General features: G+C 64.8%; 25 protein-coding genes. 10 read left to right on the top strand and 15 right to left on the bottom strand.

What is annotated here, in order from left to right:
• Window positions 1-2: 2 nt before the first annotated feature.
• On the bottom strand, window positions 3-1,463 hold the full coding sequence (gene sufB / locus DFO58_RS03740; RefSeq protein ID WP_047119328.1) for a Fe-S cluster assembly protein SufB: 1,461 nt from the start codon (window positions 1,461-1,463) through the stop codon (window positions 3-5).
• Complete coding sequence (locus tag DFO58_RS03735; protein ID WP_244910782.1) at window positions 1,460-2,221, bottom strand: metalloregulator ArsR/SmtB family transcription factor; 762 nt, start codon at window positions 2,219-2,221, stop codon at window positions 1,460-1,462. Before DFO58_RS03735 ends, sufB begins: the two co-directional genes overlap by 4 nt.
• Before the next feature lie 216 nt (window positions 2,222-2,437).
• Here DFO58_RS03735 and DFO58_RS03730 point away from each other — a divergent pair, with 216 nt between their 5' ends.
• Genes DFO58_RS03730 through DFO58_RS03720 form a run of 3 tightly spaced genes read left to right on the top strand, consistent with a single transcriptional unit; the run spans window position 2,438 to window position 5,125 of the window.
• Window positions 2,438-3,394 carry an ABC transporter ATP-binding protein gene (locus tag DFO58_RS03730; protein WP_053798290.1) on the top strand — a complete coding sequence of 319 codons (957 nt, stop codon included), beginning with the start codon at window positions 2,438-2,440 and terminating at the stop codon, window positions 3,392-3,394.
• On the top strand, window positions 3,391-4,152 hold the full coding sequence (locus tag DFO58_RS03725) for an ABC transporter permease (RefSeq protein WP_120989307.1): 762 nt from the start codon (window positions 3,391-3,393) through the stop codon (window positions 4,150-4,152). The genes DFO58_RS03730 and DFO58_RS03725 overlap by 4 nt, the downstream gene beginning before the upstream one ends.
• A 31-nt stretch (window positions 4,153-4,183) precedes the next feature.
• A complete protein-coding gene (locus DFO58_RS03720; RefSeq protein WP_113606553.1) occupies window positions 4,184-5,125 on the top strand; it encodes a COX15/CtaA family protein in 942 nt (313 codons plus the stop codon).
• Between the two features lie 74 nt (window positions 5,126-5,199).
• Here DFO58_RS03720 and DFO58_RS03715 read toward each other — a convergent pair whose 3' ends face one another.
• The 3 genes from DFO58_RS03715 to DFO58_RS03705 all read right to left on the bottom strand — a co-directional run bounded on the left by DFO58_RS03715 (window position 5,200) and on the right by DFO58_RS03705 (window position 7,567).
• The gene (locus tag DFO58_RS03715) at window positions 5,200-6,138 is read right to left on the bottom strand and encodes a DUF1700 domain-containing protein (protein ID WP_183043094.1); all 939 of its coding nucleotides are present in this window, start codon (window positions 6,136-6,138) and stop codon (window positions 5,200-5,202) included.
• Window positions 6,131-6,478 (bottom strand): PadR family transcriptional regulator, encoded by a 348-nt coding sequence (locus tag DFO58_RS03710; RefSeq protein WP_047120766.1) that lies wholly within the window; start codon window positions 6,476-6,478, stop codon window positions 6,131-6,133. Before DFO58_RS03710 ends, DFO58_RS03715 begins: the two co-directional genes overlap by 8 nt.
• Before the next feature lie 135 nt (window positions 6,479-6,613).
• Entirely contained in the window at window positions 6,614-7,567 is a 954-nt protein-coding gene (locus DFO58_RS03705; RefSeq protein ID WP_183043093.1) for a heme o synthase, read from the bottom strand.
• An 821-nt stretch (window positions 7,568-8,388) separates the two neighbouring features.
• Between DFO58_RS03705 and tkt the strand changes: the two genes are divergently transcribed.
• From tkt to DFO58_RS03670, 7 genes are all read left to right on the top strand, one after another.
• On the top strand, window positions 8,389-10,503 hold the full coding sequence (gene tkt, locus DFO58_RS03700; protein ID WP_120989304.1) for a transketolase: 2,115 nt from the start codon (window positions 8,389-8,391) through the stop codon (window positions 10,501-10,503).
• Window positions 10,504-10,521: 18 nt separating this feature from the next.
• On the top strand, window positions 10,522-11,625 hold the full coding sequence (gene tal, locus DFO58_RS03695) for a transaldolase (RefSeq protein ID WP_120989303.1): 1,104 nt from the start codon (window positions 10,522-10,524) through the stop codon (window positions 11,623-11,625).
• Window positions 11,626-13,200 (top strand): glucose-6-phosphate isomerase, encoded by a 1,575-nt coding sequence (locus DFO58_RS03690; protein ID WP_120989302.1) that lies wholly within the window; start codon window positions 11,626-11,628, stop codon window positions 13,198-13,200. It abuts the gene before it with no gap.
• 6 nt (window positions 13,201-13,206) lie between these two features.
• The gene (gene zwf / locus DFO58_RS03685) at window positions 13,207-14,727 is read left to right on the top strand and encodes a glucose-6-phosphate dehydrogenase (protein ID WP_120989301.1); all 1,521 of its coding nucleotides are present in this window, start codon (window positions 13,207-13,209) and stop codon (window positions 14,725-14,727) included.
• On the top strand, window positions 14,724-15,665 hold the full coding sequence (locus tag DFO58_RS03680; RefSeq protein ID WP_047119339.1) for a glucose-6-phosphate dehydrogenase assembly protein OpcA: 942 nt from the start codon (window positions 14,724-14,726) through the stop codon (window positions 15,663-15,665). The genes zwf and DFO58_RS03680 overlap by 4 nt, the downstream gene beginning before the upstream one ends.
• Window positions 15,655-16,395: a 6-phosphogluconolactonase gene (gene pgl, locus DFO58_RS03675; protein WP_120989300.1), complete on the top strand. Its 741-nt coding sequence runs from the start codon at window positions 15,655-15,657 to the stop codon at window positions 16,393-16,395. The genes DFO58_RS03680 and pgl overlap by 11 nt, the downstream gene beginning before the upstream one ends.
• A 76-nt stretch (window positions 16,396-16,471) precedes the next feature.
• Window positions 16,472-17,449 (top strand): FAD-dependent oxidoreductase, encoded by a 978-nt coding sequence (locus DFO58_RS03670; RefSeq protein ID WP_120989299.1) that lies wholly within the window; start codon window positions 16,472-16,474, stop codon window positions 17,447-17,449.
• A gap of 3 nt (window positions 17,450-17,452) precedes the next feature.
• Here DFO58_RS03670 and DFO58_RS03665 read toward each other — a convergent pair whose 3' ends face one another.
• The 10 genes from DFO58_RS03665 to rapZ all read right to left on the bottom strand — a co-directional run bounded on the left by DFO58_RS03665 (window position 17,453) and on the right by rapZ (window position 25,397).
• Window positions 17,453-17,842 (bottom strand): SdpI family protein, encoded by a 390-nt coding sequence (locus tag DFO58_RS03665; protein ID WP_120989298.1) that lies wholly within the window; start codon window positions 17,840-17,842, stop codon window positions 17,453-17,455.
• A gap of 19 nt (window positions 17,843-17,861) precedes the next feature.
• Window positions 17,862-18,149: a hypothetical protein gene (locus tag DFO58_RS03660; RefSeq protein WP_053798300.1), complete on the bottom strand. Its 288-nt coding sequence runs from the start codon at window positions 18,147-18,149 to the stop codon at window positions 17,862-17,864.
• Window positions 18,150-18,239: 90 nt separating this feature from the next.
• Window positions 18,240-18,491, bottom strand: a complete 252-nt coding sequence (gene secG / locus DFO58_RS03655) for a preprotein translocase subunit SecG (protein WP_047119343.1) — start codon at window positions 18,489-18,491, stop codon at window positions 18,240-18,242.
• 22 nt (window positions 18,492-18,513) lie between these two features.
• Window positions 18,514-19,329 carry a triose-phosphate isomerase gene (tpiA, locus tag DFO58_RS03650; protein ID WP_047119344.1) on the bottom strand — a complete coding sequence of 272 codons (816 nt, stop codon included), beginning with the start codon at window positions 19,327-19,329 and terminating at the stop codon, window positions 18,514-18,516.
• A 3-nt stretch (window positions 19,330-19,332) separates the two neighbouring features.
• Window positions 19,333-20,562: a phosphoglycerate kinase gene (locus DFO58_RS03645; protein ID WP_047119345.1), complete on the bottom strand. Its 1,230-nt coding sequence runs from the start codon at window positions 20,560-20,562 to the stop codon at window positions 19,333-19,335.
• 16 nt (window positions 20,563-20,578) lie between these two features.
• Complete coding sequence (gap, locus tag DFO58_RS03640; RefSeq protein WP_053798301.1) at window positions 20,579-21,586, bottom strand: type I glyceraldehyde-3-phosphate dehydrogenase; 1,008 nt, start codon at window positions 21,584-21,586, stop codon at window positions 20,579-20,581.
• A gap of 186 nt (window positions 21,587-21,772) precedes the next feature.
• Entirely contained in the window at window positions 21,773-22,402 is a 630-nt protein-coding gene (locus tag DFO58_RS03635) for a superoxide dismutase (RefSeq protein WP_120989297.1), read from the bottom strand.
• A 61-nt stretch (window positions 22,403-22,463) separates the two neighbouring features.
• Window positions 22,464-23,444, bottom strand: coding sequence for a DNA-binding protein WhiA (gene whiA / locus DFO58_RS03630; protein WP_047119348.1), 981 nt, complete (start codon window positions 23,442-23,444; stop codon window positions 22,464-22,466).
• A gap of 28 nt (window positions 23,445-23,472) precedes the next feature.
• Window positions 23,473-24,498 carry a uridine diphosphate-N-acetylglucosamine-binding protein YvcK gene (yvcK, locus tag DFO58_RS03625; RefSeq protein ID WP_047119349.1) on the bottom strand — a complete coding sequence of 342 codons (1,026 nt, stop codon included), beginning with the start codon at window positions 24,496-24,498 and terminating at the stop codon, window positions 23,473-23,475.
• A gap of 5 nt (window positions 24,499-24,503) precedes the next feature.
• A complete protein-coding gene (rapZ, locus tag DFO58_RS03620) occupies window positions 24,504-25,397 on the bottom strand; it encodes an RNase adapter RapZ (RefSeq protein ID WP_047119350.1) in 894 nt (297 codons plus the stop codon).
• Between the last annotated feature and the right edge of the window lie 9 nt (window positions 25,398-25,406).

Here is a 25,406-nt window from a genome sequence, read left to right as displayed (position 1 = left end):
TCTTAGCCGACCGATCCTTCCATCTGAAGTTCAATAAGGCGGTTCAGTTCCAGCGCGTATTCCATTGGCAGTTCGCGCGCGATCGGCTCGACGAAGCCGCGCACGATCATTGCCATGGCCTCGTCCTCGGCCAGGCCGCGGGACTGCAGGTAGAACAGCTGTTCCTCGGAAACGCGGGAAACGGTTGCCTCATGGCCCATGGTCACGTCGTCCTCGCGGACGTCGATGTACGGGTAGGTATCCGAACGCGAAATCTGGTCAACCAGCAGCGCGTCGCAGACGACCGAGTTCTTGGTGCCCTTGGCGCCTTCCTGCACCTGGACCAGGCCGCGGTACGCCGAGCGGCCGCCGTTGCGGGCTACCGACTTGGCCACGATGGCGCTGGAGGTGTTCGGGGCGATGTGGACCATCTTCGAACCGGTGTCCTGGTGCTGGCCCTCGCCGGCGAAGGCGATGGACAGGGTCTCGCCCTTGGCGTGCTCGCCGACCAGATAGACGGCCGGGTACTTCATGGTGACCTTGGAACCGATGTTGCCATCGACCCATTCCATGGTGGCGCCCTCTTCGCAGACGGCGCGCTTGGTCACCAGGTTGTACACGTTGTTCGACCAGTTCTGGATCGTGGTGTAGCGAACGCGGGCGTTCTTCTTCACGACGATCTCGACCACTGCGGAGTGCAGCGAGTCGGACTGGTAGATCGGGGCGGTACAACCCTCGATGTAGTGGACGTAGGAGCCCTCGTCGGCGATGATCAGGGTGCGCTCGAACTGACCCATGTTTTCCGTGTTGATGCGGAAGTAGGCCTGCAGCGGGATCTCCACGTGGACGCCCTTCGGGACGTACACGAAGGAACCGCCCGACCAGGTCGCGGTGTTCAGCGAAGCGAACTTGTTGTCGCCAGCCGGAATAACCGAACCGAAGTACTCCTTGAAGATATCTTCGTGTTCCTTCAGGCCGGTGTCGGTGTCAAGGAAGATGACACCCTGGGCCTCAAGGTCCTCACGCAGCTGGTGGTAGACGACCTCGGACTCGTACTGCGCGGCAACACCAGAAACCAGACGCTGCTTCTCAGCCTCCGGGATACCCAGCTTGTCGTAGGTGTTCTTGATGTCCTCGGGCAGGTCGTCCCAGCTGGTGGCCTGCTTCTCGGTGGAACGCACGAAGTACTTGATGTTGTCGAAGTCGATGCCCGAGAGGTCTGGACCCCAGGTAGGCATCGGCTTGCGGTCGAAGTACTTCAGTGCCTTCTGGCGGAGGTTCAGCATCCATTCCGGCTCGTTCTTCAGAGCGGAGATGTTAGCTACTACATCCTTGTCGACACCGCGGCGCGCGTTGGCTCCGGCGTCATTCTTATCGGCCCAGCCGAATTCGTAATTACCGATTCCCTGGAGTTCAGGGTTCTTTTCCAGAATCTCGGAAATTACACCTGGGTCTGCAGACTCCTGTGCAATCTGATCCGTCATCGCGGCCTCTCCTGCTTCGTGAACTGAATTCGAGTTCTCTTCTCGGCGCGCATTGGCGCCTTTTCACGCCCCACAGGGATGTGGGTCGTGCACACGTGTCCGCCTCCGGCCAAGGTTGAGAGCCTACGCACATCAACCCCGATCAAGCGGGCGAACATTTCGGTTTCCATGTCGCAAAACACCGGAAACTCCCGTGCCAAGTCTTGTATTGGGCAGTGCCCCTGGCAAAGCTGGACGCTATGCATCAGGGCCGTAGCCACCTTGGTGTCGACCTTGCGGGTGTACCCGACAAAGCCGTCCGTGCTGAGCAGTTCGCTCAAAACGTCAGCCCGGGCTTCCAGGCCTTCCACGCCGGCCAGGGCCTTGGCGTAGCGGTCTTCCATCGCCGCAAACCGATCGCGGGCAAACTTGCGGATCGCATCCTCGCCGGCTGCCTCACCGAGCACCTTCAGTGCATCGGTGGCGATTTCCAAGTAATCGTTGCCAAGCTTGGCCTGCCCTCGGTGCGAGAGCACGTATCTGCGGGACGGGCGGCCAGCACCCGTCTTCTGGTTGGCCACGAGCTTTACCTCGACGAGCCCTGCCTTGGACAGGGCGTCAAGATGACGGCGGACCGCCGCGGGTGTGAAGCCAAGCTTGCTGCCAAGCTCGGCTGCACTGACCGGCCCATCTTCGAGAACAGCGTTCAGGACCCGGTCGCGCGTGCGTTCCTCTGTATCACCCGCAGCGCCGGCGACGACGCTGGTCGAGCTACTCACTGAGTTTGAATTAGATGAATACACAACACAATCATGCGTATATTTTCGCGATCAGTCTAGTAAGGAAGGACTTACTAAGGACGGGCTTTCCCGCCTAGAAGATACGCGGTTTTCGAACTGCTTCTAACATCTTCAATTCTCTCGCGTTGGCGCCGACAACTCGAGTGATGGTGACCAACCACTCAGGCTGGAGAGTTCGACATGACGTAGAATGCTGTGGTGTCTTCTGTAACCCCCAGCCTCGTCATTAATGAGCTGGCCAAAGATTTAGGTCCAGTTCCGGCCCTGGATAATCGCATGCTGCGAGTCCTGGAATCGGTCTCGCTCAAGGCCTACCCGGGGCAAATCACCACGCTGCTGGGCTCCAACGGCGCCGGCAAGTCCACGACCCTGGCCTGCGCCCAGGGACTGATGCGTCCGGATGGCGGTTCCATCGAACTGCTGGGCCAGGACCCCTACGGCGACAACCCGGAACTTCGGGCACGCGTCGGCGTCATGCTGCAGGACGGCGGGCTCCCCCCGTCGATGCGGCCGGTGCCGCTGCTGCGCCATGTCGCTTCGCTCTACCGGAACCCGGTGGACATCGACGCGTTGATCCAACGCCTGGATCTGGAATCCTTCGGATCGCGTAATATTCGCCGCCTCTCGGGCGGCCAGAAGCAGCGGGTGGCATTGGCTCTGGCCCTGGCCGGAGATCCGGAAGTGCTGTTCCTCGACGAACCGAGCGCCGGACTCGATCCGCAGTCCCGGCAAGTCGTTTTCGACCTGATCTCGGAGCTGCGCGACGCCGGCAAGGCGATCGTGCTGACCACGCACCTCATGGATGACGCGCAGCGCCTAAGCGATTACGTGTACATCATCGACAAGGGCTGCACCGTTGCGCAGGGCACCGTCTCGGAGCTCATCGCCAGGGCGGAAGAGGGCCACGATGCACGTCCGGTCTCATTCAGCGCCACTGCAGGGCTCGCACTCCCCCAACCACCGCTTGGCCTGTACCTTGCGGAGACCTCGGCCGGACAGTACCGCTTGGACGGCGTGACGACCCCCGAACACCTGAACTGGCTGACCAGCTGGTGGGCCAGGGAATCGATCCTGCCGACCCAATTGAACTTGCAGTCACGCAGCTTGGAAGATGTTTTCCTCGAGTTTGCGCAGAAGGAGGAACAGGCATGACCCAGGTCAGCACCGAGTCCAACGCGGTTTCACCGCTCAAGCGCATCCTGATCCAGGGCAAGTACGAAGCGCTCCAGATGCTCAGCAACGGCGAGCAGCTGATCCTGGCCGTGGTCATGCCGATGATCGCCCTCTTTGTCCTGACGTTCACGGATCTGATTTCGGATATCGCCGAGCGCACCATTGATGCAGCGGTGCCCGGAGTCCTGGCGTTGTGCGTCATTTCCACCGCATTCACCGGCCAGGGCATCGGCACCGGGTTCGACCGCCGCTACGGGGTGCTGAGAATGTTCTCCACCACCCCGCTGGGCAAAACAGGACTCATTTTCGGCAAGGTCATCGCCGTGCTGACCGTGCTGGTGATTCAGGCGGTCCTGATCAGCGCCGTGGCGCTGCTGATGGGCTGGCAGCCGAATCCCTGGGGCATTATTCCCGGGATCCTCTTCCTGCTCCTGGGCGCCGCGGCCTTCACCTCCCTGGGTTTGCTGATCGCCGGAACCGTCCGCCCGGAAGCGACGCTGGCCATCACCAACCTGGCCTGGATCCTGCTCGCAGGCGCCGGCGGCGTCCTCTATCCGCTGAGCATGGCCCCGGAATGGCTGCAGCCCACCTTGAGCGCACTGCCGTCGGCAGCTTTGGGCGATGCCATGCGCGATGCACTGATCAACGGGCACTTCAATTTTCCCGGACTGATCTTCCTGGTGCTGTGGGCCGCTGCCGGCTCATTCGCTGCTATCAAGAAGTTCAAATGGAACTAACCACCACACCAAGCCAAAAGGGATGATTCTCATGTCTTCAGACCTAGCCGCAAAGAGCTGGGCCGATAAGCTGCCGACGAAGGTAACCCGCCTCGTTCACGGTCTGGCGATCGCATCACTGATCTCCCAGATTGGCATCATCGTCACCGGTGGCGCAGTACGCCTGACCAAGTCAGGCTTGGGCTGCTCGCAGTGGCCGAACTGCGTGCCCGGTTCCATGACCCCGGTCCCAGAGATGGGTATCCACGGCCTGATCGAGTTCGGCAACCGACTGCTGACCTTTGTCCTTCTGGTCATTGCCATCGCTTTCCTGGTTTCGATCTGGAATATGCGCAAGACCCACTCCACCTTGTACAAGCTGGGACTGGTGCTGCTAATCGGCATTCCTGGCCAGGGTGTCATCGGCGGCATCACCGTGCTGACCGGCCTAAACCCGTGGGTTGTCTCGCTGCACTTCCTGCTCTCGGCATCGCTGGTCGCTTTGGCCACCATCCTGGTCAACCGCACCCGCCGCGAACTCAAGCGTGACGAAGCGCCGGCCACGACCAAGGCCATCGCGCAGGTCGGCACCCTGGTGCTGCTTCTGGCGAGCATCGCCATCATCATGGGCACCATCGTCACCGGCACCGGCCCGCACGCGGGGGACGCCGATGCACCGCGCCACCTGTTTGATCCGCGCATCGTCACCCCGCTGCATACCGGTCCGGTGTACCTGCTGATCCTCGCGACCATCGCCTTCATGGTGCTCGCCTACCGCACGTCCAACAATCCGAAGCTTCGTGCGGCCGGCTGGTGGATGGTTGTTGTCATCCTGGTCCAGGGAGCCATCGGCTACATCCAGCACTTCAACGGCCTGCCGGTCGTCCTGGTGCTGCTGCACATGCTCGGAGCCAGCATGCTCATGGTCGCAGCGACCAACGTCTGGGATCGTTCGAGCCTGATGCCGAAGTCCGCGCGCATCGACCAGGACTAGTTCCCTTCCCCTACGACGACGGGCGGCTCCCAACGTATTGTTGGGAGCCGCCCGTTGTTTATGCGCAACTTTTCCTAGGCCTTTGGCGCGGGTTGGAGCCGCAGCAACCCTGCCAGCCCAGCAAAGAAATAGATCGTCCCCGCGATCCAGAAGCCGAGCACCAGCATACCCATGTCGAAGACCGACGCGACCAGCAACAGCGCACCGCACGCCGCCAAGACCCAGTAGGCTGCGCGCAGGCCCAGAATCGCTCCCACGGCGGCCAGGACCAAAACCGCCAGCACTGCAATCCCCAGCACCCCGGTCTCCACGGTTCCGGTGGCCAGGCCGGCCAGCAGCGCCGCGGCAGGGACTCCCGCTGCTAGCCCGGCAGTCATCCGCAAGGGCAGGTGCCTGCGGCCCTGAGCCCGCTGTTGCCGAGGGTAGGATACTCCAACGATCATCCACGCGGCCACGATCAGCGGCAGGTAGAAGACTCCGAGGTTGAAGCCGATCACGAAGGGCAATGCCGTCACGATCACCGCAGCGACCGTCCTGCAGATGCGCGCAGCTGGAGATTTCATCATGGATCCCGCCGCAACCATGAGGCCTGGAAGCAGGAAGAGCAGCATCAAACCCGCTCCGAATCGGGTGCTCGCATCGTAGTTAATCGCGCTCGAATGCAACCAATCCGGCCAGAATTCATCAACATTCAAGGACGGGTAGATCCACGTGTCGACCACTGCGGCCAGCACTCCCGCCGCAAGTGCAATGAAGCCCAGAACCTTGCGCTTCGCGCGTTGCTCCATTTCCACGGCTCCATCGGCGAAGTCCGCCTGGACCTCGGCGGCGATGGCCTGAACCGGCCCGAGGCCGGCGATGATCTGGTCATCGCTGCGGCCGCGTTCCCTGGCTTCGTCGATATGCTCCGCAAGGTCGGCGACGACTGCTTCGCGCCGCGCTGGAGGAACCTTCCGCAACTCGTGGTCGAGCGCTTCCAGATACTTGCCTACAGCACCATGGTTCTCAGTCATGTTCATGTCGTCTCCCGAGTAGTTCGCCTACTTGCCCAGATATTTCGTTCCATACCGCATCGAATTGACGCAGGTGCGATGCTCCCCGATCGGTCATCGCGTAATACTTCCTCCGCCGGCCGGTATCGCTTTCCTCCCACCGAGTGGTCACCAGGTCCGCAGTTTTCATCCGCGCCAGCAAGGGATAGAGGCTTCCCTCGCTGGCCGTCAGATTGCGCTCTACCAGCTCATCGGCGAGCTCAAGGCCGTACTTGTCTCCTTGCGCCAGCAAAGCCAGCACGCAGTATTCCAAGACGCCCTTGCGGATATTCGTCGCAATCTTCTCGCCCTGTTCTTCCATGCTTGGAACCTTACCTTGCATAACAAGACTTGCATAGTAGGGCAAGGTTCGTTTCTGTTGCGAATCGGCGTTAAACAAGCATCCGGCACTGAATCAAATGATTCAGCACCGGATGCTTGAAGCGCGGGAGAAGTCCTAGTCGAAAAGCGGGCTTCCCACGAACGGGTCGATGGCCAAGGCCAGGAACACGATCGAAAGGTAGGTGATCGAGATGTGGAAGACCTTCATGGCCTTGCGGTTGACCTCGGCTGGCTTGTGGTCGCGCTGCGCCTCGCGGTAGAGCACATGGGATTCGTAGACGAACCACGCGCCGGCGCCGCCAGCGATCGCCGTGTAGACGATTCCCGCGTCACCCAGCGGCACGAGCAGCAGCGAGCACACCACGGTGGCCCATGCGTAGAGCACAACCTGAACGGAAACGCGGCGCGCATTGGCGATGGCACCCAGCATTGGAACCGATGCCGCGTTGTAGTCGTCCGCGTACTTCATGGACAGCGGCCAGTAGTGCGGCGGGGTCCACAGGAAGATCACCAGGAACAGGATGATCGCAGGCCATTCGATGGTTTCCTTGACGGCCGCCCAAGCGATGAGCACAGGCATGCACCCGGCAATACCGCCCCAGACGATGTTCTGCGCGGTGCGGCGCTTGAGAATCATGGTGTACAGAACGACGTACAGCAGGATCGCCGCAAGCCCCAGCGCGGTGGTCAGCGGGTTGGTTCCCACCCAGAGCACCACCAGCGAAGCGATAGCCAGGGTCCACGAGAAGATCAGCGCTTCCTTGGGCGTCAGGTCGCCGGTAACCAGCGGACGGCCCTTGGTTCGCTTCATGAGCTTGTCCATGTCGCGATCGATGTAGCAGTTGAATGCGCCCGAAGCGCCAGCGGCCATGGCACCGCCAACAATGGTGGAAACCATGAGCCAGACCGGAGGGAATCCGCGCTGGGCAAAGATCATGGTTGGAAGCGTGCTCACCAACAGCAACTCGATCACGCGAGGCTTGGTCAGTGCGAGGTAGGCACTGGCCTTGCGCTTCAGAAAGTCGCCGGTGGATTCATCAGGCTGGCGCGATGCGCGTGGCACTGACAAGTCGGCGACACTTTGAGTCTTCAATTAAACGCACTCAGTTCTTCGCAGGGTACAAGGACAGACACAACCATTCTACGTGTTATAGAAATTGAAAGAAACTCTCCCCAATCAGGGATTCGGCCGAAACAAGGTGATTTGAGTCAACATGGCGTCTCATGCAGGCCGAGCGCGCGCCCACTGGCACACGATCAACAGACCATCGCTGAACGCAAAGTCCATGCCGCAACATTGCTGGCGAACCCAAGCGCTTCAACAAATGGATTCGCCCCGCGCAACGGATCCGCCGCCGCGCGACGCCAAAGCAGGTCATGAAATCCGCCCATCGACATCATCCCGCCCGCACCCAGCCACCCGATGGGCCGGAAAATCATTGGAACCCGATCGCATTGGCCATTAACCAACAAAATTCAAACATAGTGGGCTGTTCACGCACAAATTATAGATCTTGTTCAAAGGTTCCCGTTCCTTGGTATGGAGACGATGCGGCACGCCGCTGCCGTACGCTGACCAAACCGCTCGCCACGTCTTCCCGGACACGATTCGTCCAGTCCGATCAGCCCGACGAGCCGCTCCTGAACTGCCGGCAACGGGCACAAAACGCGCCGGCAAACGCAACGAGTTGCTCGCGGTTACAAATCTTTGGGTGTCATCTTGCTTAACCCGCGCATCAAATGGGCGTTTCGCGATAGAGTTGAACCTGATTGCGCCGTCGCGACCAATGACCCCTCTAAGCTCGAACACCGGGTACATAGGACCGACGGCGTATTGCGTGTCAGCGGGAGTATTTCTCCCGTCCAAGCCTGAATGGAAGGAACGCCGCAGTGGCGACTGAATCCTTAGTAGAAGAGTTCTCCCTCACCGAGTTGGACCGTAAAGCCATTGACACCACCCGTGTCCTGGCGGCAGATGCTGTTGAAAAAGTAGGCAACGGCCACCCCGGCACCGCCATCAGCTTGGCCCCTGCTGCCTATCTGATCTTCCAGAAGCACCTGCGCCACGATCCAAAGGACCCGAACTGGATCGGCCGCGACCGCTTCATCCTTTCCCCAGGCCATACCTCGCTGACCCTGTACCTGCAGCTGTTCCTCTCCGGCTACGGCCTGGAAATGGAAGACATCGCCGCCCTGCGCACCTGGGGCGCCAAGACCCCCGGCCACCCGGAGTTCGGCTACACCGCCGGCGTCGAGATCACCACCGGCCCGCTGGGCCAGGGCCTTGCCTCCGCCGTGGGCTTCGCCTACTCCCAGCGCCGCATGCGCGGGTTGCTGGATCCCGACGCACCGGCCGGCACCAGCCCGTTCGACCACACCATCTACGTCATTGCCTCGGACGGCGACCTCCAGGAAGGCGTCACCTCCGAAGCCTCCTCGCTGGCAGGCCACCAGGAACTGGGCAACCTCGTCGTCATCTACGACGACAACAAGATCTCCATCGAAGACGACACCGACATCGCCTTCACCGAAGACGTCCTGGGCCGCTACGCAGCCTACGGCTGGCACACCCAGCGCGTGGACTGGACCGAAACCGGCGAATACGTCGAAGACGTCGCCGCCCTGGATGCAGCCATCCGCGCCGCCAAGGCAGAGACCGGCCGCCCGTCGATCATCTCGCTGCGCACCATCATCGGCTGGCCATCGCCGACCAAGCAGAACACCGGCGGAATCCACGGTTCCAAGCTCGGTGGCGAAGAAGTCGCCGGCCTGAAGAAGGCCCTGGGCTTCGACACCGAGAAGACCTTCGCCATCGAGGACGAGGTGCTGGCCCACGCGCGCCAGACCGTCGTCCGCGGCGCCGCCGCCCACGAAGCCTGGAACAAGGAATTCGACGCATGGAAGACAGCCAACCCGGAAAGCGCCGCGCTGCTGGCCCGCCTGGAATCCGGCCAGCTGCCTGAGGGCTGGACCGAGAAGCTGCCGGTCTTCGAACCCGGTTCCACCATGGCCACCCGCGCCGCCTCCGGCAAGGTCATCAACGCGATCGCCGATGAGCTGCCCGAGCTGTGGGGCGGCTCGGCCGACCTGGCCGGCTCGAACAACACCACCATCGACACCGCCAAGTCCTTCGCGCCCGAACGCCGCTCGACCGACTCCTGGTCGGCCAGCCCGTACGGCCGCGTGCTGCACTTCGGCATCCGCGAGCACGCCGCAGCGTCGATCGTCAATGGCATCGTGCTCTCCAGCCCAACCCGCGCGTTCTCCGGCACCTTCCTGATCTTCTCGGACTACCAGCGCCCGGCCATCCGCCTGGCCGCGCTGATGGGCGTCCCGTCGATCTTCGTATGGACCCACGACTCGATCGGCCTCGGCGAAGACGGCCCGACCCACCAGCCGGTGGAGCAGCTGGCCAGCCTGCGCGCCATCCCGAACTTCGACGTGATCCGCCCGGCGGACGCCAACGAGGTCGCCTACGCCTGGCGCGGCATGCTGGAGCTGACCGGCACCCCGTCCGGCATCGTGCTCTCCCGCCAGAACCTGCCGATCTACGACCGTTCGGCCGCCGGCTTCCGCTCCGCCGAAGGCACCCTGAAGGGCGGCTACGTGCTGGCCGAGGCGGTGCGCGACGGCGCCGAGGTCACCCCCGACGTCATCCTGATCGCCACCGGCTCCGAGGTCGAGCTGGCAGTGGAGGCCCGCGGGGAGCTGGCAGCCAAGAACATCGCCGCGCGCGTCGTCTCGCTGCCGAGCCACGAATGGTTCGCCAAGCAGGATGCCGCCTACCGCGAATCGGTGCTTCCCGCAGCCGTCGCCGCCCGCGTCTCGGTCGAGGCCGGCGTGGCCCAGGGCTGGCGCGAACTGGTCGGCGCCCACGGCGAAATCGTCTCGCTGGACCACTTCGGCGCCTCCGCCGACTACAAGAAGCTCTACTCGGAGTTCGGCATCACCACCGCAGCCGTGGTGGCCGCCGCCGAAACCTCCGTCCAGAACGCCGCCAACTAAGGAACTCAAGCACACATCATGAGCAACCCCAACACCCAGGCACTGTCCGACGCCGGAGTATCCATCTGGCTCGATGACCTGTCCCGCGAACGGCTCACCAGCGGATCGCTGGCTGCGCTGATCGAAGAGAAGAACGTCGTCGGCGTGACCACCAACCCCGCGATCTTCGCCGCCGCGCTGTCCAACGCCGAGGTCTACGGCGATGCCATCGCCGCGCAGCGCCACCACTCGGTGGAAGACGCGATCACCGAGATCACCAGCGACGACGTCGCCGCCGCCTGCGACCTGTTCAAGGGCGTCTACGAGTCGAGCAAGGGCTTCGACGGCCGCGTGTCCATCGAGGTGGACCCTCGCCTGGCCCACGAGACCGCACCGACCATCGCGCAGGCCAAGGCCCTGTACGAGCGCGTGGGCCGCGAGAACGTGCTGATCAAGATCCCCGCCACCGTTCAGGGCCTGGAAGCCATCAGTGAGACCATCGCCGAGGGCATCAGCGTGAACGTCACCCTGATCTTCTCGCTGGAACGCTACCGCGAGGTCATCAACGCCTACCTGATCGGCCTGGAGAAGGCCCACGCCAAGGGCCTGGACCTGTCCAAGATCCACTCGGTCGCCTCCTTCTTCGTCTCCCGCGTGGACACCGAGATCGACAAGCGCCTGGACGCCCTGGGCACCGAGGCCGCCGCGGCGGTCCGCGGCCAGGCCGGCGTGGCCAATGCCCGCCTGGCCTACCAGGTCTTCGAGGAATCCTTCACCTCGGCCCGCTACGAGGTGCTGGCCAACGCCGGCGCCAACGTGCAGCGCCCGCTGTGGGCCTCCACCGGCGTGAAGGACCCCGCCTACCCGTCCACCCTGTACGTCACCGAGCTGGTGGCGCCGCAGACCGTGAACACCATGCCGGAGAAGACCCTGGACGCCACCGCGGCCGAGGCCGAGGTGCGCGGCAACGCGATCGCCGGCACCTACGACGCCGCCAACCGCGTGCTGGACAAGCTCGCGGCCCTGGGCATCGACTACAACGAGATCGTGGACCTGCTGGAGGTCGAGGGCGTGAAGAAGTTCGAGGACGCCTGGAACGAGCTGCTCGAGGACATGTCGGTGGCCCTGAAGGGAGCAAAGTAGATGGAACTGGGTCTGGTCACCTCCGGCGACGCCCTGAAGTCAGTCGACGAGCTGCTTCCGCAGCTGATCGAGGCCCGCATCGGCAGCCGCATCGCGGCGCAGGAACCCACCATCTGGGGCCCGGCCGCGGAAGCCGAATCCGCCATCCGCCTGGGCTGGGTCAACCCCTTCGAGGCCGCCGAGCAGCTGCTCCCGGCCATCCTCCAGCTGCGCGAGCAGCTGCAGTCCGAGGGCCTGACCCGCATCGTGCTGTGCGGCATGGGCGGCTCCTCGCTGGCCCCCGAGGTCATCGCCGCGCACGACGAGGTGGACCTGGTCATCTGCGACACCACCGACCCGGCCATGCTGCGCCCGATCCTCGCAACTGACCTGGAGCGCACCGTGGTGGTCGTGGCCTCGAAGTCCGGCTCCACCGTGGAGACCGACTCGCAGCGTCGCGCCTTCACCGCCGCCTTCCAGGCCGCCGGCATCGACCCGGCAACCCGCCTGGTGCTGGTCACCGACCCGGGTTCCCCGATGGACAACCCCGAGGGTGTGCGCGCGGTCTTCAACGCCGACCCGAACGTGGGCGGGCGCTACTCCGCGCTGACCGCCTTCGGCCTGGTGCCTTCGGGCCTGGCCGGCGCCGACATCGAGGCGCTGATCGAGGAAGCCGGCCTGCTGCACGACGTGCTGGCAACCGACGACGAGGACAACCTGGCCCTGCACCTGGGCGCGGCCATGGCCACCGCCGGGCGCGACAAGCTGGTCATTGCCGGCGTGGGCGACGCGCTGCCGGGCTTCGGCGACTGGGCCGAGCAGCTCATCGCCGAATCCACCGGCAAGGACTCCAAGGGCGTGCTGCCGGTGGTGGCGCACCCCGGGGCCCCGGAGCTGCGCGAGCCGGCCGCCGACGTGCTGCCGCTCTACGTCTACGATCAGCTGCCCGAGGACATCGACGAGGAGGCCACTGCGGTGCACTTCAGCGCCCCGCTGGGCACCTCCTTCATGATCTTCGAGTATGCCACCGCCGTGGCCGGCTACCTGCTGGGCATCAGCCCCTTCGACCAGCCGGACGTGGAAGCCGCCAAGGTCGCCGCCCGTTCGCTGCTCGACGCCCCGGCCGCGTCCGCCCCGGATGCAGTGGACGGCTCCGTTGAGCTGTTCGGCACCTCGGCCGCCACCCTGGCCGGCGCGCTGGACGAGCTTACCGCCGCGCTGCCGGACGACGGCTACCTCGCGGTGCAGGCCTACCTCGACCGCAATGGCGACGCGGATCTCGAAGGCCTGCGCGACGCGCTGGCCGCCAAGACCGGCCGCCCGGTGACCTTCGGCTGGGGCCCGCGCTTCTTGCACTCCACCGGCCAGTACCACAAGGGCGGACCTGCCCAGGGCGTGTTCCTGCAGGTCACCGCGGACCACCACGAGGACCTGGAAATCCCGGGCCGCCCCTACAGCTTCGGCGGGCTTATCACCGCCCAGGCCAGCGGCGACGCCGGGGTGCTCTCCGATGCGGCGCACAACCGCCCGGTGCTGCGCGTGAACCTCACCGACCGCAAGGCCGGCATCGCGGCCCTGCTCGAGGCGGCGAAGTAGCCGCAGATGAACAATCCACTACGCGACGCCCGCGACCGGCGGCTTAACCGCATCGCCGGTCCGGGCGCGCTGGTGTTCTTCGGAATCACCGGCGACCTTGCCCGCAAGAAGCTGATGCCGGCGGTCTACGACCTCGCCAGCCGCGGCCTGCTGCCCCCGAACTTCGCCATCGTCGGCTTCGGCCGCCGCGACTGGTCCGCGCAGGACTTCGCCGCCCAGGCGCGCGAATGGATCCTGGCCAGCTCCCGCACCCCGTTCAACGAGACGGTGTTCGCGCAACTGGCCTCCGGCATGCGCTTCATCTCCGGCGCCTTCGACGACGACGACGCCTACGAGCAGCTCTCCGCCACCCTGGACGAGCTGGCAGAGACCCGCTCCACCGGACGCAACCACGCGTTCTACCTGTCCATCCCGCCCAGCTGGTTCGACGTGGTCTGCGAAAAGCTCTCCGAGCACAAGCTGGCCAACGACGCCAACGAGGGCTGGGAGCGCGTGGTCATCGAGAAGCCCTTCGGCCACGACCTGGCCAGCGCGCGCGAGCTGAACGAGATCGTCGAGTCGGTGTTCCCGCCGGACGCCGTATTCCGCATCGACCACTACCTGGGCAAGGAGACGGTGCAGAACCTGCTGGCGCTGCGCTTCGGCAACCAGATGTTCGAGCCTTTGTGGAACAACAAGTACGTGGACCACGTGCAGATCACCATGGCCGAGGACATCGGCATCGGCGGGCGCGCGAGCTACTACGACGGCGTGGGCGCGGCCCGCGACGTGATCCAGAACCACCTGTTGCAGCTGCTGGCGCTGACTGCGATGGAGGAGCCCATCAGCTTCGACGCGGACCACCTGCGCAGCGAGAAGGAAAAGGTGCTCGCAGCGGTCAAGCTGCCGCAGGACCTGGGCGCGGCTTCGGCGCGCGGCCAGTACACCTCCGGCTGGCAGGGCGGCGAGGAGGTTGTCGGCTTCCTTGACGAGGAGGGCTTCAATCCCAAGTCCAAGACCGAGACCTACGCGGCGATCAGGCTGAACATCAACACCCGCCGCTGGGACGGGGTGCCGTTCTACCTGCGCGCCGGCAAGCGCCTGGGACGGCGCGTCACCGAGATCGCGGTGGTGTTCAAGAAGGCCCCGAACCTGCTGTTCACCGACCACAAGGACGACGAGTTCGGGCAGAACGCGTTCGTGATCCGGGTGCAGCCAGACGAAGGCGCGACCATCCGCTTCTCCTCCAAGGTGCCCGGCACCCAGATGGAGATCCGCGACGTGACCATGGACTTCGGCTACGGCAACGCGTTCACCGAGTCTTCCCCGGAGGCCTACGAGCGCCTGATCCTGGACGTGTTGCTGGGCGAGCCTCCGCTGTTCCCGCGCCATGAAGAGGTCGAGCAGTCCTGGCGCATCCTGGATCCCTTCGAGGAGTATTGGGCGGCCCAGCCCGAGCAGCCGGACCCCTACGCCCCTGGTTCCTGGGGCCCCGCCAGCAGCGACGAACTGATGGCCAAGGATGGAAGGACGTGGCGACGCCCATGATGATCGAACTTCCCAACACGACCACTTCCAAGGTCGCCAAGAAGCTGATCTCCTCGCGCCGCACCCACGGCGTGGTGGCGCTCTCCCGCGTGCTGACCCTGGTGGTCATCACCCGCGAGGGCTTCGCGGAGAACGCCATCGAGGCCGCCAACCTCGCAAGCCGCGAGCACCCCTGCCGCATCATCGTGGTGGTGCGCGGCTCCGCGCAGGGCGAGAACCGCCTGGACGTGCAGATCCGCGTGGGCGGCGACGCCGGCGCCTCGGAGGTCATCGTGATGCGCACGCACGGCCCGGACATGGAGGCCGACGAGGCGCTGATCTCCGCGCTGCTGCTGCCCGACGCGCCGATCGTGGCCTGGTGGCCGCACGGTGTGCCGGTCGACCCGGCCGCCACCGCGCTGGGCAAGATCGCGCACCGCCGCATCACCGACTCCGGCGAGACGAAGGACCCCACCGCGGCGCTGTTCAGCCGCGTGGCGACCTACCGCGCCGGCGACACCGACCTGGCCTGGACCCGCCTGACCCTGTGGCGCGCCCAGCTGGCGAGCATCATCGATCTGGTGGGCACCGAGGGCCTGACCAGCATCACCGTGAAGGGTTCGGAGAACTCCCCCTCCACCACGCTGCTGGCAGCCTGGCTGACCATGTGCCTCGACGTGCCGGTCACCATCGCCGCTGACAAGTCCACCGCGGGCCTGTCCTCGGTGCGGCTCTCCCGCGAGGGCGGCGACGTGGAACTCTCCCGCCCCTCGGGTCCCGTGGCTCATCTGTACCTGCCGGGCTCCGCTCCGCAGCGCATCTCGCTGCCGCGCCGCTCGGTGGCCGAATGCCTGGCCGAGGAGATGCGCCGCCTGGATGCGGACGACGTCTTCGGCGAGGTCATCACCCGCGGCCTGGCCCTGACCAACCTGAGGAGCATCCGTTCAAGTGATCGCTAGACAGATCGTCATCCACGAGGACCTGGCAGCCACCGCGCACGGCATCGCCGCCCGGCTGGTCACCTCGATCGCCGACGCCATTGCCGCCCGCGGGGTGGCGCACGTGGTGCTGACCGGCGGCTCGCTGGGCATCGCCGCGCTGGCCGCCGTGGCGGAGAATCCCGCCCGCGTGAGCGTGGACTGGTCGAAGGTGCACTTCTGGTGGGGCGACGAGCGCTTTGTCCCCGCCGATTCGGCGGACCGCAATGCCGGACAGGCGGAGGTGCTGTTCGCGGCTCTTGACCAGCTGGGACTGGACCGCGAGACCGTGCACGCCATGGGCTCCACCGACCAGTACGACTGCGCCGAGGACGCGGCGGCCGCCTACACGGCCCTGCTGGCCCAGGAGGCTCCGGAAGGCGCCGCCAGCCCCGCCTTCGACGTGCTGATGCTGGGCATGGGCCCGGATTCGCACGTGGCATCCCTGTTCCCGAACCACACCAGGTCTGCCGAGCTGGGAGCGATTGCGATCCACGACTCCCCCAAGCCGCCGCCGCACCGCGTGTCGCTGACCATGGGCACCATCAACTCGGCCCGCGAGGTCTGGCTGCTGGTGGCCGGGGCGGAGAAGGCTCCGGCCTTGGCCGCCGCGCAGCACGAGGTCAACGAAGCCGCCGTGCCCGCCAGCGCGGTGCAGGGAACGCAGGCCACCCGCTGGCTTGTGGACCGCTCCGCCGCCACGCTGCTCTAAAACGCGTTATCCGCCGATGCCGCCAACACCAGCTGTTGGCGGCATCGGCCTTTGCTTTTCCCGAAAGGACTCCCCCATGCCCAGCACTGCCCTGAGCATCACCGTGATCGGCGCCGGCGTCATCGGCCTGTCCGCGGCCCACGAGCTGGCCGCCGCCGGGCACCAGGTCACCGTCGCCTACGACCAGGAACTGCACGAGTGCGTCTCCTCGGTCGCCGCGGCCATCTGGTTCCCCTACCACTCGGAGAACTCCCCGGCCGCCGACCAGCTGCTGGCGGATTCGCTGGCCCGCTTCGAGCAGCTCTCGGAAAACCCCGAGACCGGCATCGACTTGCGCCGCGGCCTGAACGTGGACCACTTGCCGGGCGCGGACCGCAGCTGGACCCGCATCGTCGCCGGCACCGAGGAAGCATCCCCAGCGGATCTGCCGGACGGTGCCCACGCGGGCGTCTGGGCGACGGTGCCGATCATCACCATGAGCACCTACCTCGGCTGGCTGCGCGGCCAGGTCGAAGCGCTGGGCGTGAAGTTCGAAAAGCGCACCGTTGGCGATCTGGCGGAGCTCAAGGACGAAGCGGATCTGGTGGTGCTGGCTGCGGGCCTGCGCGGCGGCGAGCTGCTGGGCGACGATGAGACCGTCTACCCGATCCGCGGGCAGGTGGTGCGCCTGGCCAACACGAAGAAATTGACGCAGTGGCTGTGCGACGACGACTACCCGCAAGGCGTCAGCTACATCATCCCCCGGCGCGAGGACATCATCGTCGGCGGCACCGACACCGCGAACGACTGGAACCGCGAGGTCGAGCCGCAGACCTCCGTCGACATCCTGGAGCGCGCTGCCAAGCTGGTGCCGGAGCTGGAAGGCCTGGAGGTCCTGGAGCACAAGGTCGGTCTGCGCCCGGCGCGAGAGACCATCCGGCTGGAGCACGTTGCAGACCACCCGCTGCCGGTGATCGCGGCCTACGGGCACGGCGGCGCCGGAGTCACGCTGTCCTGGGGCACCGCGCAGCGCGTCGTGGAGCTGGCCGAGGCGCTTCGCGCAGGCACGAACTAGCAGCTACCGCTGCTGCAGATCGGCAGGCGGCGCGGCGGCCATGTTCTTGGCCGCGGCATTCGCCCTGCTCGCAGAGAGCAAGGCCAGGCAGGTGACTGCAAAATAGCCGATGGCCGTCACGGCGAAGGCCCACCCGGCCAGCTGCAGCAGGCACAATGCTGCACCGGTGAGCAGCACCGCCCAGCCGCAGCGGGCAGCTGCCTTCAGCACCGGCGCGCCGGCTGCATGGCCGCGCAGCCACGCCGCATCGCTGGCGAGCGTATGCCTCGTCTTGATTCCGATCGCGGTGTTCCGCGGCAGTCGGCCCTCGCGCATCGAGGGCGCTAGAACGGCTGCAACCACGGTGACGACCAGGAGCCCCGCCATGAACGGGATGACGCTGATGAGTTCCACGTGGTCCTGTCTTGAAGTCCTAGAAGAGCCCGGGGATCTTGCGTGCAAAGAGCGACGAGGACATGACCAACGCCAGGCCGCTGAAAATAAGCAGCGGGGCGATGATGCTTGCCAGCAGCGGGCCCAAGGATTCGGTCCGGGTGGCGTTTGCAACAGCGAGCGTGCCGTCGGCCGTCAGGGAGTCCCGCTCCGTGAACAGCATCACCAAAGCCACCCCGAGCGCCATGGCGACGATTCCGAAACCGGCCATCCAGCCGGCGTTGGCGCGATCGGCGGGTTCGGTCTCCAGCTGCTGGTCCGAACTCATGCTGGTCCTCGGGCGATTAAAAAATCGGTAGGCATCTTCCACAAGTATGCGGAAGATGCCCACCGATTGCACGCGATGCGATGCCGAAGACTATGCCTCGATATTGAATCTCATCACCAGGGCCAAGCCAATGATGACTGCGCCCCAGATCAGGCCAAGGATGATGGTGATGCGGTTCAGGTTTCGCTCTGCGACCCCCGAAGAACCCATCGAACTGGTCATGCCGCCGCCGAACATGTCGGACATACCGCCACCCTTACCCTTGTGAAGGAGAATCAGGAGGGTCAGCAAGACACTGGTAATGCCCAGCAGGACCTGCAAAATGATCTTGATAATATCCAAGACGACGGTTCCTTAGTTAGATTCAGTCGGTAACGAGATGATGCTCGAACCGTACAATATTAGCAAATTCTTCGGCGTCGAGGCTGGCTCCGCCAACCAACACGCCGTCGACGTCGCGTTCACGCATGATCGCAGCCGCATTCGAGGCCTTGACGCTGCCGCCGTAGAGCAGTCGGGTCTTTTGCGCGATGTCCTCGCCGAAGCGCTCGGCCAGTGCCCCGCGGATCGCCGCGCACAGTTCCTGCGCGTCAGCCGGTCCCGCGACCTCGCCGGTGCCGATGGCCCAGACCGGCTCGTAGGCGATGACCAGGTTTTCGGCCTGCTCGGCGCTCACGCCCGCCAGGGATTCGTTCAGCTGCTCAAGGGTGAAGGCTACATGCTCTCCTGCCTTGCGGACTTCCAGGCCTTCGCCCACGCAGAGAACCGGGGTCACTTCGTGGCGGTAGGCCGCCGCGAGCTTCGAGGCGATGACCTCGTTGGTTTCGTTGTGGTACTCGCGTCGTTCCGAGTGGCCGACCAGCACGTAGGTGCAGCCCAGCTTCTTCAGGAACTGCCCGGAAATCTCGCCGGTGTAGGCGCCCGAATCGTGAGCGGACAGATCCTGCGCACCGTAGACAAGATCCAGCTTGTCGCCCAGGGTCAGGGTCTGCACACCGCGGATGTCGGTGAAGGGCGGGAAGACCGCAACCTCTGCACGATCGTAGTCGTGCTCGTGGTCCTTCAGCGTCCACGCCAGCTTCTGGACAAGGGTGATGCCCTGGACATGGTCCATGTTCATCTTCCAGTTGCCGGCGATCAGCGGCTGGCGCACAAAGGCGCCGTTCTGCGAAATGGTCATTAATTAGCCTTCCAGTGCGGCAACACCCGGGAGGGTCTTGCCTTCAAGGTACTCCAGGGAGGCGCCGCCGCCGGTGGAGATATGTCCGAAGTCGTCCTCGGAGAAGCCCAGCGCGCGCACGGCCGCGGCAGAGTCGCCGCCGCCTACCACGCTGAACGCCTCCGAACCGGCCAGTGCCTGCGCGACGGTACGGGTGCCCTCGGCGAACGCAGGGATCTCAAAGACACCCATCGGGCCGTTCCAGAACACGGTGTTGGCGCCGGTGATGTAGCTGGCGAACTTCTCCGCGGACTTCGGGCCGATGTCCAGGCCCAGGCCGTTGGAGCCGAAGCTGGCTTCCTCGATCTTGTCGGCGTCCAGCACCTCGTGGGCTGCGTCGGCGCCGAACTTGTCGGCCACCACGACGTCAACCGGGAGGATGATGTCGCAGACGAGCTTCTCGGCGCGCTGCAGGTACTCCTGGCACACGGCGATCTGGTCTTCTTCAAGCAGCGAGCCGCCGATGTTATGACCCTGGGCCTTAAGGAAGGTGAACGCCATGCCGCCGCCGATGAGCAGCTGGTCGGCTTTGCCGATCAGGTTGTCGATGACCGCCAGCTTGTCCGAGACCTTCGAACCGCCCAACACGACCACGTAGGGGCGCTTGGGTGCTTCGGTCAGGGTCTTGAGGACCTGGACCTCGGTCGCGACCAGGTCGCCCTGGTAGCTCGGCAGCAGTGCGGCGATGTCGTACACCGAAGCGTGCTTGCGGTGCACTGCACCGAAGGCGTCGTTGACGTAGGCGCCGTCGGGGCCGGTCAGCGCGGCCAGTTCCTTGGCCAGCTCGACACGCTCCGCGTCGATCTTGGAGGTCTCGCGGGCGTCGAAGCGGACGTTTTCCAGCACCAGGACCGAGCCGTCGGCCAGTCCGGCAGCCGCCTCGCGGGCCGAGGGGCCCACGACGTCGGATGCCACGGTGACGTCGAAGTCAGCCAGCTCGTTCAGGCGCTTGGCCGCCGGAGCGATGGAGTATTTCGGGTCGAACTGGCCCTTCGGACGGCCCAGGTGGGCCATCACGATGACCTTGGCGCCGGCATCGGCCAGCTTGGAAATGACCGGCAGCGAAGCGCGGACACGGCCGTCATCGGTCACGGTGGCTCCGTCGAGCGGTACGTTCAGGTCGCTGCGGACCAGTACGTAGCGTCCGCGGACACCGTTGTCAGCGAGCAATTCGTCGAGAGTATGTGAAGTCATGTCTCTAGGTTATCGACTAGAGGCTGGAACCCACGAATTCGACAAGGTCAACAAGGCGTGAGGTGTATCCCCACTCGTTGTCGTACCAAGCCACAACCTTCACGCTGTTGCCGATCACGGTGGTCAGCCCGGAATCGAAAATCGCCGAATGCGGGTTCGTCACAATGTCGGTGGAAACCAGCGGGTCGGTCGAGTATTCGAGGTACTTGGACAGCTTGCCCTCGCTGGCCGCCTTTTCGAAGGCCGCGTTGACCTCTTCCACGGTGGCGGTGCGGGCCAGGTTGACGGTCAGGTCGGTGGCCGAGCCGGTGGGAACCGGCACGCGCATGGCGTAGCCGTTGAGCTTGCCCTTCAGCTCCGGAAGCACCACGCCGATGGCCTTGGCGGCGCCGGTGGAGGTCGGGATCATGTTCAGCGCCGCGGCACGGGCGCGACGAGGGTCGCGGTGCGGGGCGTCCTGCAGCCGCTGGTCGGCGGTGTAGGCGTGGATGGTGGTCATCAAGCCGTCGACAATGCCGAATTCGTCGTTGAGCACCTTGGCCACCGGGGCCAGGCAGTTCGTGGTGCACGAAGCGTTCGAGATGATGGCGTGGCTGGCCGGATCGTACTTGTCCTGGTTGACACCCATCACGATGGTGATGTCCTCATGCTTGGCGGGGGCAGAGATGATGACCTTCTTGGCGCCGGCTTCGATGTGGTGGCGGGCGTCGTCGGCCTTGGTGAACAGGCCGGTGGACTCGATGACGATGTCTACGTTCAGGTCGCGCCATGGCAGGTTGCCTGGCTTGCGCTCGGACAGGACCTTGATGCGGCGTTCGCCGATGACGATCTCGTCGCCGTAGACGGAAACCGGCTCGCCCAGCGGGCCGAGGACGGAATCGAACTTCACCAGGTGAGCAAGCGAATCGATTGAACCAAGGTCGTTCACGGCGACGATATCGATGTCCGCCTTGTGGGCAAGGACCGCACGCAGGAAGTTGCGTCCGATACGACCGAAACCATTGATTCCAACACGGGTTGTCACGTGACTATCTCCTCTAAATGGGAAAATGATGCCACGACCGCAATCTTACGGAAGTGGCCTACTTTAAAGAGGACACTCCGTTGTGCCGTGCATGCGGATCCCGGCTGATGCCGGGATCCACCACACACTTAAACATCCTACGCCATCTCAGCGCTGAATGTGAGCTAACTTACCGAATAAGTCAGTTTACTTGCCTGGAACGATCAGCCCGGCGGCGCCGTTGCGGGCAGCCTCGAAGCGAGCCTGGACGTCGGCCCAGTTCACGATGTTCCAGAAGGCCTTGACGTAGTCGGCCTTGACGTTGACGTAGTCCAGGTAGAAGGCGTGCTCCCACATGTCCAGCATCAGCAGCGGGATGGTTGCCACTGGGACGTTGCCCTGCTGATCGTAGAGCTGCTCGATGACCAGCTGGCCGCCGATTGCATCGTATGCCAGGACTGCCCAGCCGGAGCCCTGCAGGCTCATGGCCGACGCGGTGAAGTGACCGCGGAATGCATCGAAGGAACCGAAGAAGTCGTCGATCGCGGCAGCCAGCTCGCCCTCAGGCTTGTCGCCGCCTTCTGGGGACAGGTTGTTCCAGAAGATCGAGTGGTTGGTGTGGCCGCCGAGGTGGAAGGCCAGATCCTTGGACAGCTTTGGGATGTTGCCGAACTCGCCCTTTTCGCGAGCCTCAGCCAGCTGCTGCAGTGCCGAGTTGGCGCCGGCAACGTAGGTTGCGTGGTGCTTCGAGTGGTGCAGCTCCATGATGCGAGCCGAGATGTTCGGCTCAAGGGCAGCGTAGTCGTACTGCAGTTCTGGCAGCGAATAGACAGCCATGATTCTCCTCAATCTGTTCAATTGGATGAATCTCCGCGGAAAGGATTACCGCGGGGACACTTTACTGTTCCAGTTCATCTACTGGAACGCTGGACTCGGTGCCGGGTATTCCCAGATCACTGGCTTTTTTATCGGCCATCGCCAAAAGGCGGCGGATCCGGCCGGCAATCGCGTCCTTGGTCATGGGTGGTTCAGCCATGCGGCCGAGCTCATCCAGCGACGCCTGTTTGTGCTCCAGGCGCAGCAGTCCGGCGTAACGCAGGTGCTCTGGCACCTCGTCACCCAGAATCTCGATGGCGCGCTCAACTCGCGCACCGGCGGCCACCGCGGCCTGCGCGCTGCGGCGCAGGTTGGCGTCGTCGAAGTTCGCCAGGCGGTTGGCCGTGGCGCGCACTTCCTTGCGCATGCGGCGCTCTTCCCAGACCATGAGCGCATCGTGCGCGCCCATGCGGGTCAGCAGCTGGGCGATGGCGTCGCCGTCGCGGATCACCACGCGGTCCACGCCGCGCACCTCGCGGGCCTTGACGGTCAGCCCCAGGCGGCGCGCCGCGCCCACTAGGGCCAGCGCTGCTTCGGGGCCCGGGCAGGTGATTTCCAGGGCGGAACTGCGTCCGGGTTCGGTGAGCGAACCGTGGGACAGGAACGCACCGCGCCACACGGCCTCGGCGTCTGCCGTCGAGCCGTTGACGATCACCGAGGGCAGGCCACGCACCGGGCGGCCGCGCTGGTCGAGCAAGCCGGTCTGGCGGGCCAGGACTTCGCCGTCCTTGGAAACGCGCACGATGTAGCGGCTGCCCTTGCGGATCCCCGATCCGGACACCATGACGATCTCGGCATCGTGGCCGTACAGCTCGCCAATGGCAATCTTCAAGCGGCGGGCGGTCGCAGCCAGGTCCACTTCAGCTTCGATGACAATTCGCCCGGAGACGATATGCAATCCTCCGCTGAAGCGCAGCATGGTAGAGACTTCGGCCTTGCGGACCGAAGGCTTGCGAATTTCCACCCGCGACAGCTCGTCTTTGACGGAAGCCGTCAATGCCATGAATCAAACTCCCTTACATGGATCCTTCCTAGGATCCGATTGCGGTAAACACCTCGTGATAGGCCGCCGCTAGACGCAACGGGTCGTGCACTGCACGACCGTCAGATACTCCTACTCTACTAAAAAAGGTCCGGGCACCGAGTTTTTGCGCTGCCAGCTCAAATCGCTCCTTGTTGTTCACCAGCGATTCGTCGGCCAGAATGGCGTCGAATTTCACCTCCGGGGCGTAGCGGCTGAGCACCTCCAGGTGCGCCGCGGCATCCAGTCCGGAAGTTTCGGCGGTTTCCAGGTCCAGGTTCATGGTCAGCAGCCGCTTGGCAGTGGTGCTGGCAATGGCCTGGCGCATGTCGGGAAGCAGCAGGTGCGGCAGCACCGAGGTGTACCAGGAGCCGGGGCCCAGGACCACCCAGTCGGCCAGTTCGATGGCTTCCAGGGCTTCGGCGCAGGCCGGCGCATCGGGCGGATCAAGGCTCACGTTGGTGACCAGTCCCCCGTGCCCCGCCTTGGCGATCTTCGCCTGGCCTTCGATGCGTCGGCGCACCAGCGTATCGGTGGCCGAGTCGGCCTCCAGCACCTCGCCGTGGATGGACAGCGGCACCGTGCTCATCGGCAGCACCTGGCCGCGAGCCCCGAGCAGGGCGCCAGCCCAACGCAGGCCCGCCACCGGGCTGTCCAGCAGCTCCCAGAGCGCCAGGATCAGCAGATTGCCCACGGCGTGGCCGTTGAGCGGCTCGTCAGCGTTCTCCAGCGACTCGAAGCGGTGCTGCATGACATCGCGCCAGGTGCGGCCCCAGTCGTTGTCGTCGCACAAGGCGGCCAGCGCCATGCGCAAGTCGCCCGGGGGCAGCACGTCGAAGGAATTGCGCAGGCGTCCGGAGCTGCCGCCGTCGTCGGCGACGGTCACCACGGCAGTGAGGTCGGTGGACAGCCGGCGCAGCGCGGACAACGACGCGGACAGGCCGTGTCCGCCGCCCAGGGCGACGACCGACGGGTTGCGGTAGTCGTCGCTGCGGTTCAGGCCCTGGATCGGGATGGGGCCGGTAGCGAAAGCCATAACCCCTACTCGCGTCCCAGGTCTCGGTGGCTGACGTTGACGCGGACGTTGGGCAGCTGGGCAAGCCGGCGGCCTAGCTCGATGCTGGTGGCCACCGAACGGTGCTTGCCGCCGGTGCAGCCCACGGCGATCGTCGCGTAGTGCTTGTTCTCACGGCGGTAGCCTTCGAAGACGGGCTCCAGCGCCTTGAGGTAGTTCTCGATGAATTCGCTGGTTCCGGTCTGCGAGAGCACGTAGTCCGAGACTTCCTTGTCGCGGCCGGTCTGCGGGCGCAGCTCCGGCACCCAGTGCGGGTTCGGGATGAAGCGCACGTCGGCCACGTAGTTGGCGTCGGTGGGCAGGCCGTACTTGAAGCCGAAGCTCATCACGTTGATACGCAGGATGATCGGTCCGGACTCGCTGAACAGCTCGTTGACCGAGCGGGCCAGGTCGTGCACCGACATGGAGGAGGAATCCAGGATGATCTCCGCGGCGTCGCGCAGCTCGCGGGTGATTTCGCGTTCGCGCTGGATGCCGTCGACGATGCGCCCGTCGCCCTGCAGCGGGTGCGGGCGTCGTCCCTGCTCGAAGCGGCGCACCAGCACCTCATCGCTGGCGTCGAGGTAGACCAGGCGGTACTTGACGCCGCTGGCCGTCAGATTGGCCAGCGCGTCGCGGATCTCCGGGAACATGTCCTTGGAGCGCACGTCCATCACCACGGCCATGCGCGGGATGGATCCCTGCGAGCGGCTCATCAGCTCGGTCAGGGGTCCGAGCATGGCCGGCGGCAGGTTCTCCACCACATACCAGTCCTGGTCCTCCAGGGCGTGGGCAACAGTCGTGCGACCGGCACCTGACATGCCGGTAACGATCACCAGCTCGGACTCCGGGGGCTTTACGGCTTCATACTCAGCGCTCATACTTCAAGG

Source organism: Arthrobacter sp. AG1021, from assembly GCF_003633665.1.
Classification (GTDB): domain Bacteria; phylum Actinomycetota; class Actinomycetes; order Actinomycetales; family Micrococcaceae; genus Glutamicibacter; species Glutamicibacter soli.
The sequence above is the reverse complement of the archived record's forward strand: the minus strand, read 5'-3'. Positions and strand labels throughout refer to the sequence as shown.

Excerpts from the sequence above, each read along its gene's own strand:
- sufB (WP_047119328.1), bottom strand. The coding sequence starts at position 1,463 with ATGACGGATCAGATTGCACAGGAGTCTGCAGACCCAGGTGTAATTTCC.
- DFO58_RS03725 (WP_120989307.1), top strand. The coding sequence starts at position 3,391 with ATGACCCAGGTCAGCACCGAGTCCAACGCGGTTTCACCGCTCAAGCGC.
- DFO58_RS03720 (WP_113606553.1), top strand. The coding sequence starts at position 4,184 with ATGTCTTCAGACCTAGCCGCAAAGAGCTGGGCCGATAAGCTGCCGACG.
- DFO58_RS03715 (WP_183043094.1), bottom strand. The coding sequence starts at position 6,138 with ATGACTGAGAACCATGGTGCTGTAGGCAAGTATCTGGAAGCGCTCGAC.
- DFO58_RS03710 (WP_047120766.1), bottom strand. The coding sequence starts at position 6,478 with ATGGAAGAACAGGGCGAGAAGATTGCGACGAATATCCGCAAGGGCGTC.
- tal (WP_120989303.1), top strand. The coding sequence starts at position 10,522 with ATGAGCAACCCCAACACCCAGGCACTGTCCGACGCCGGAGTATCCATC.
- DFO58_RS03690 (WP_120989302.1), top strand. The coding sequence starts at position 11,626 with ATGGAACTGGGTCTGGTCACCTCCGGCGACGCCCTGAAGTCAGTCGAC.
- zwf (WP_120989301.1), top strand. The coding sequence starts at position 13,207 with ATGAACAATCCACTACGCGACGCCCGCGACCGGCGGCTTAACCGCATC.
- DFO58_RS03680 (WP_047119339.1), top strand. The coding sequence starts at position 14,724 with ATGATGATCGAACTTCCCAACACGACCACTTCCAAGGTCGCCAAGAAG.
- DFO58_RS03670 (WP_120989299.1), top strand. The coding sequence starts at position 16,472 with ATGCCCAGCACTGCCCTGAGCATCACCGTGATCGGCGCCGGCGTCATC.
- DFO58_RS03660 (WP_053798300.1), bottom strand. The coding sequence starts at position 18,149 with ATGAGTTCGGACCAGCAGCTGGAGACCGAACCCGCCGATCGCGCCAAC.
- tpiA (WP_047119344.1), bottom strand. The coding sequence starts at position 19,329 with ATGACCATTTCGCAGAACGGCGCCTTTGTGCGCCAGCCGCTGATCGCC.
- DFO58_RS03645 (WP_047119345.1), bottom strand. The coding sequence starts at position 20,562 with ATGACTTCACATACTCTCGACGAATTGCTCGCTGACAACGGTGTCCGC.
- DFO58_RS03635 (WP_120989297.1), bottom strand. The coding sequence starts at position 22,402 with ATGGCTGTCTATTCGCTGCCAGAACTGCAGTACGACTACGCTGCCCTT.
- whiA (WP_047119348.1), bottom strand. The coding sequence starts at position 23,444 with ATGGCATTGACGGCTTCCGTCAAAGACGAGCTGTCGCGGGTGGAAATT.
- yvcK (WP_047119349.1), bottom strand. The coding sequence starts at position 24,498 with ATGGCTTTCGCTACCGGCCCCATCCCGATCCAGGGCCTGAACCGCAGC.
- rapZ (WP_047119350.1), bottom strand. The coding sequence starts at position 25,397 with ATGAGCGCTGAGTATGAAGCCGTAAAGCCCCCGGAGTCCGAGCTGGTG.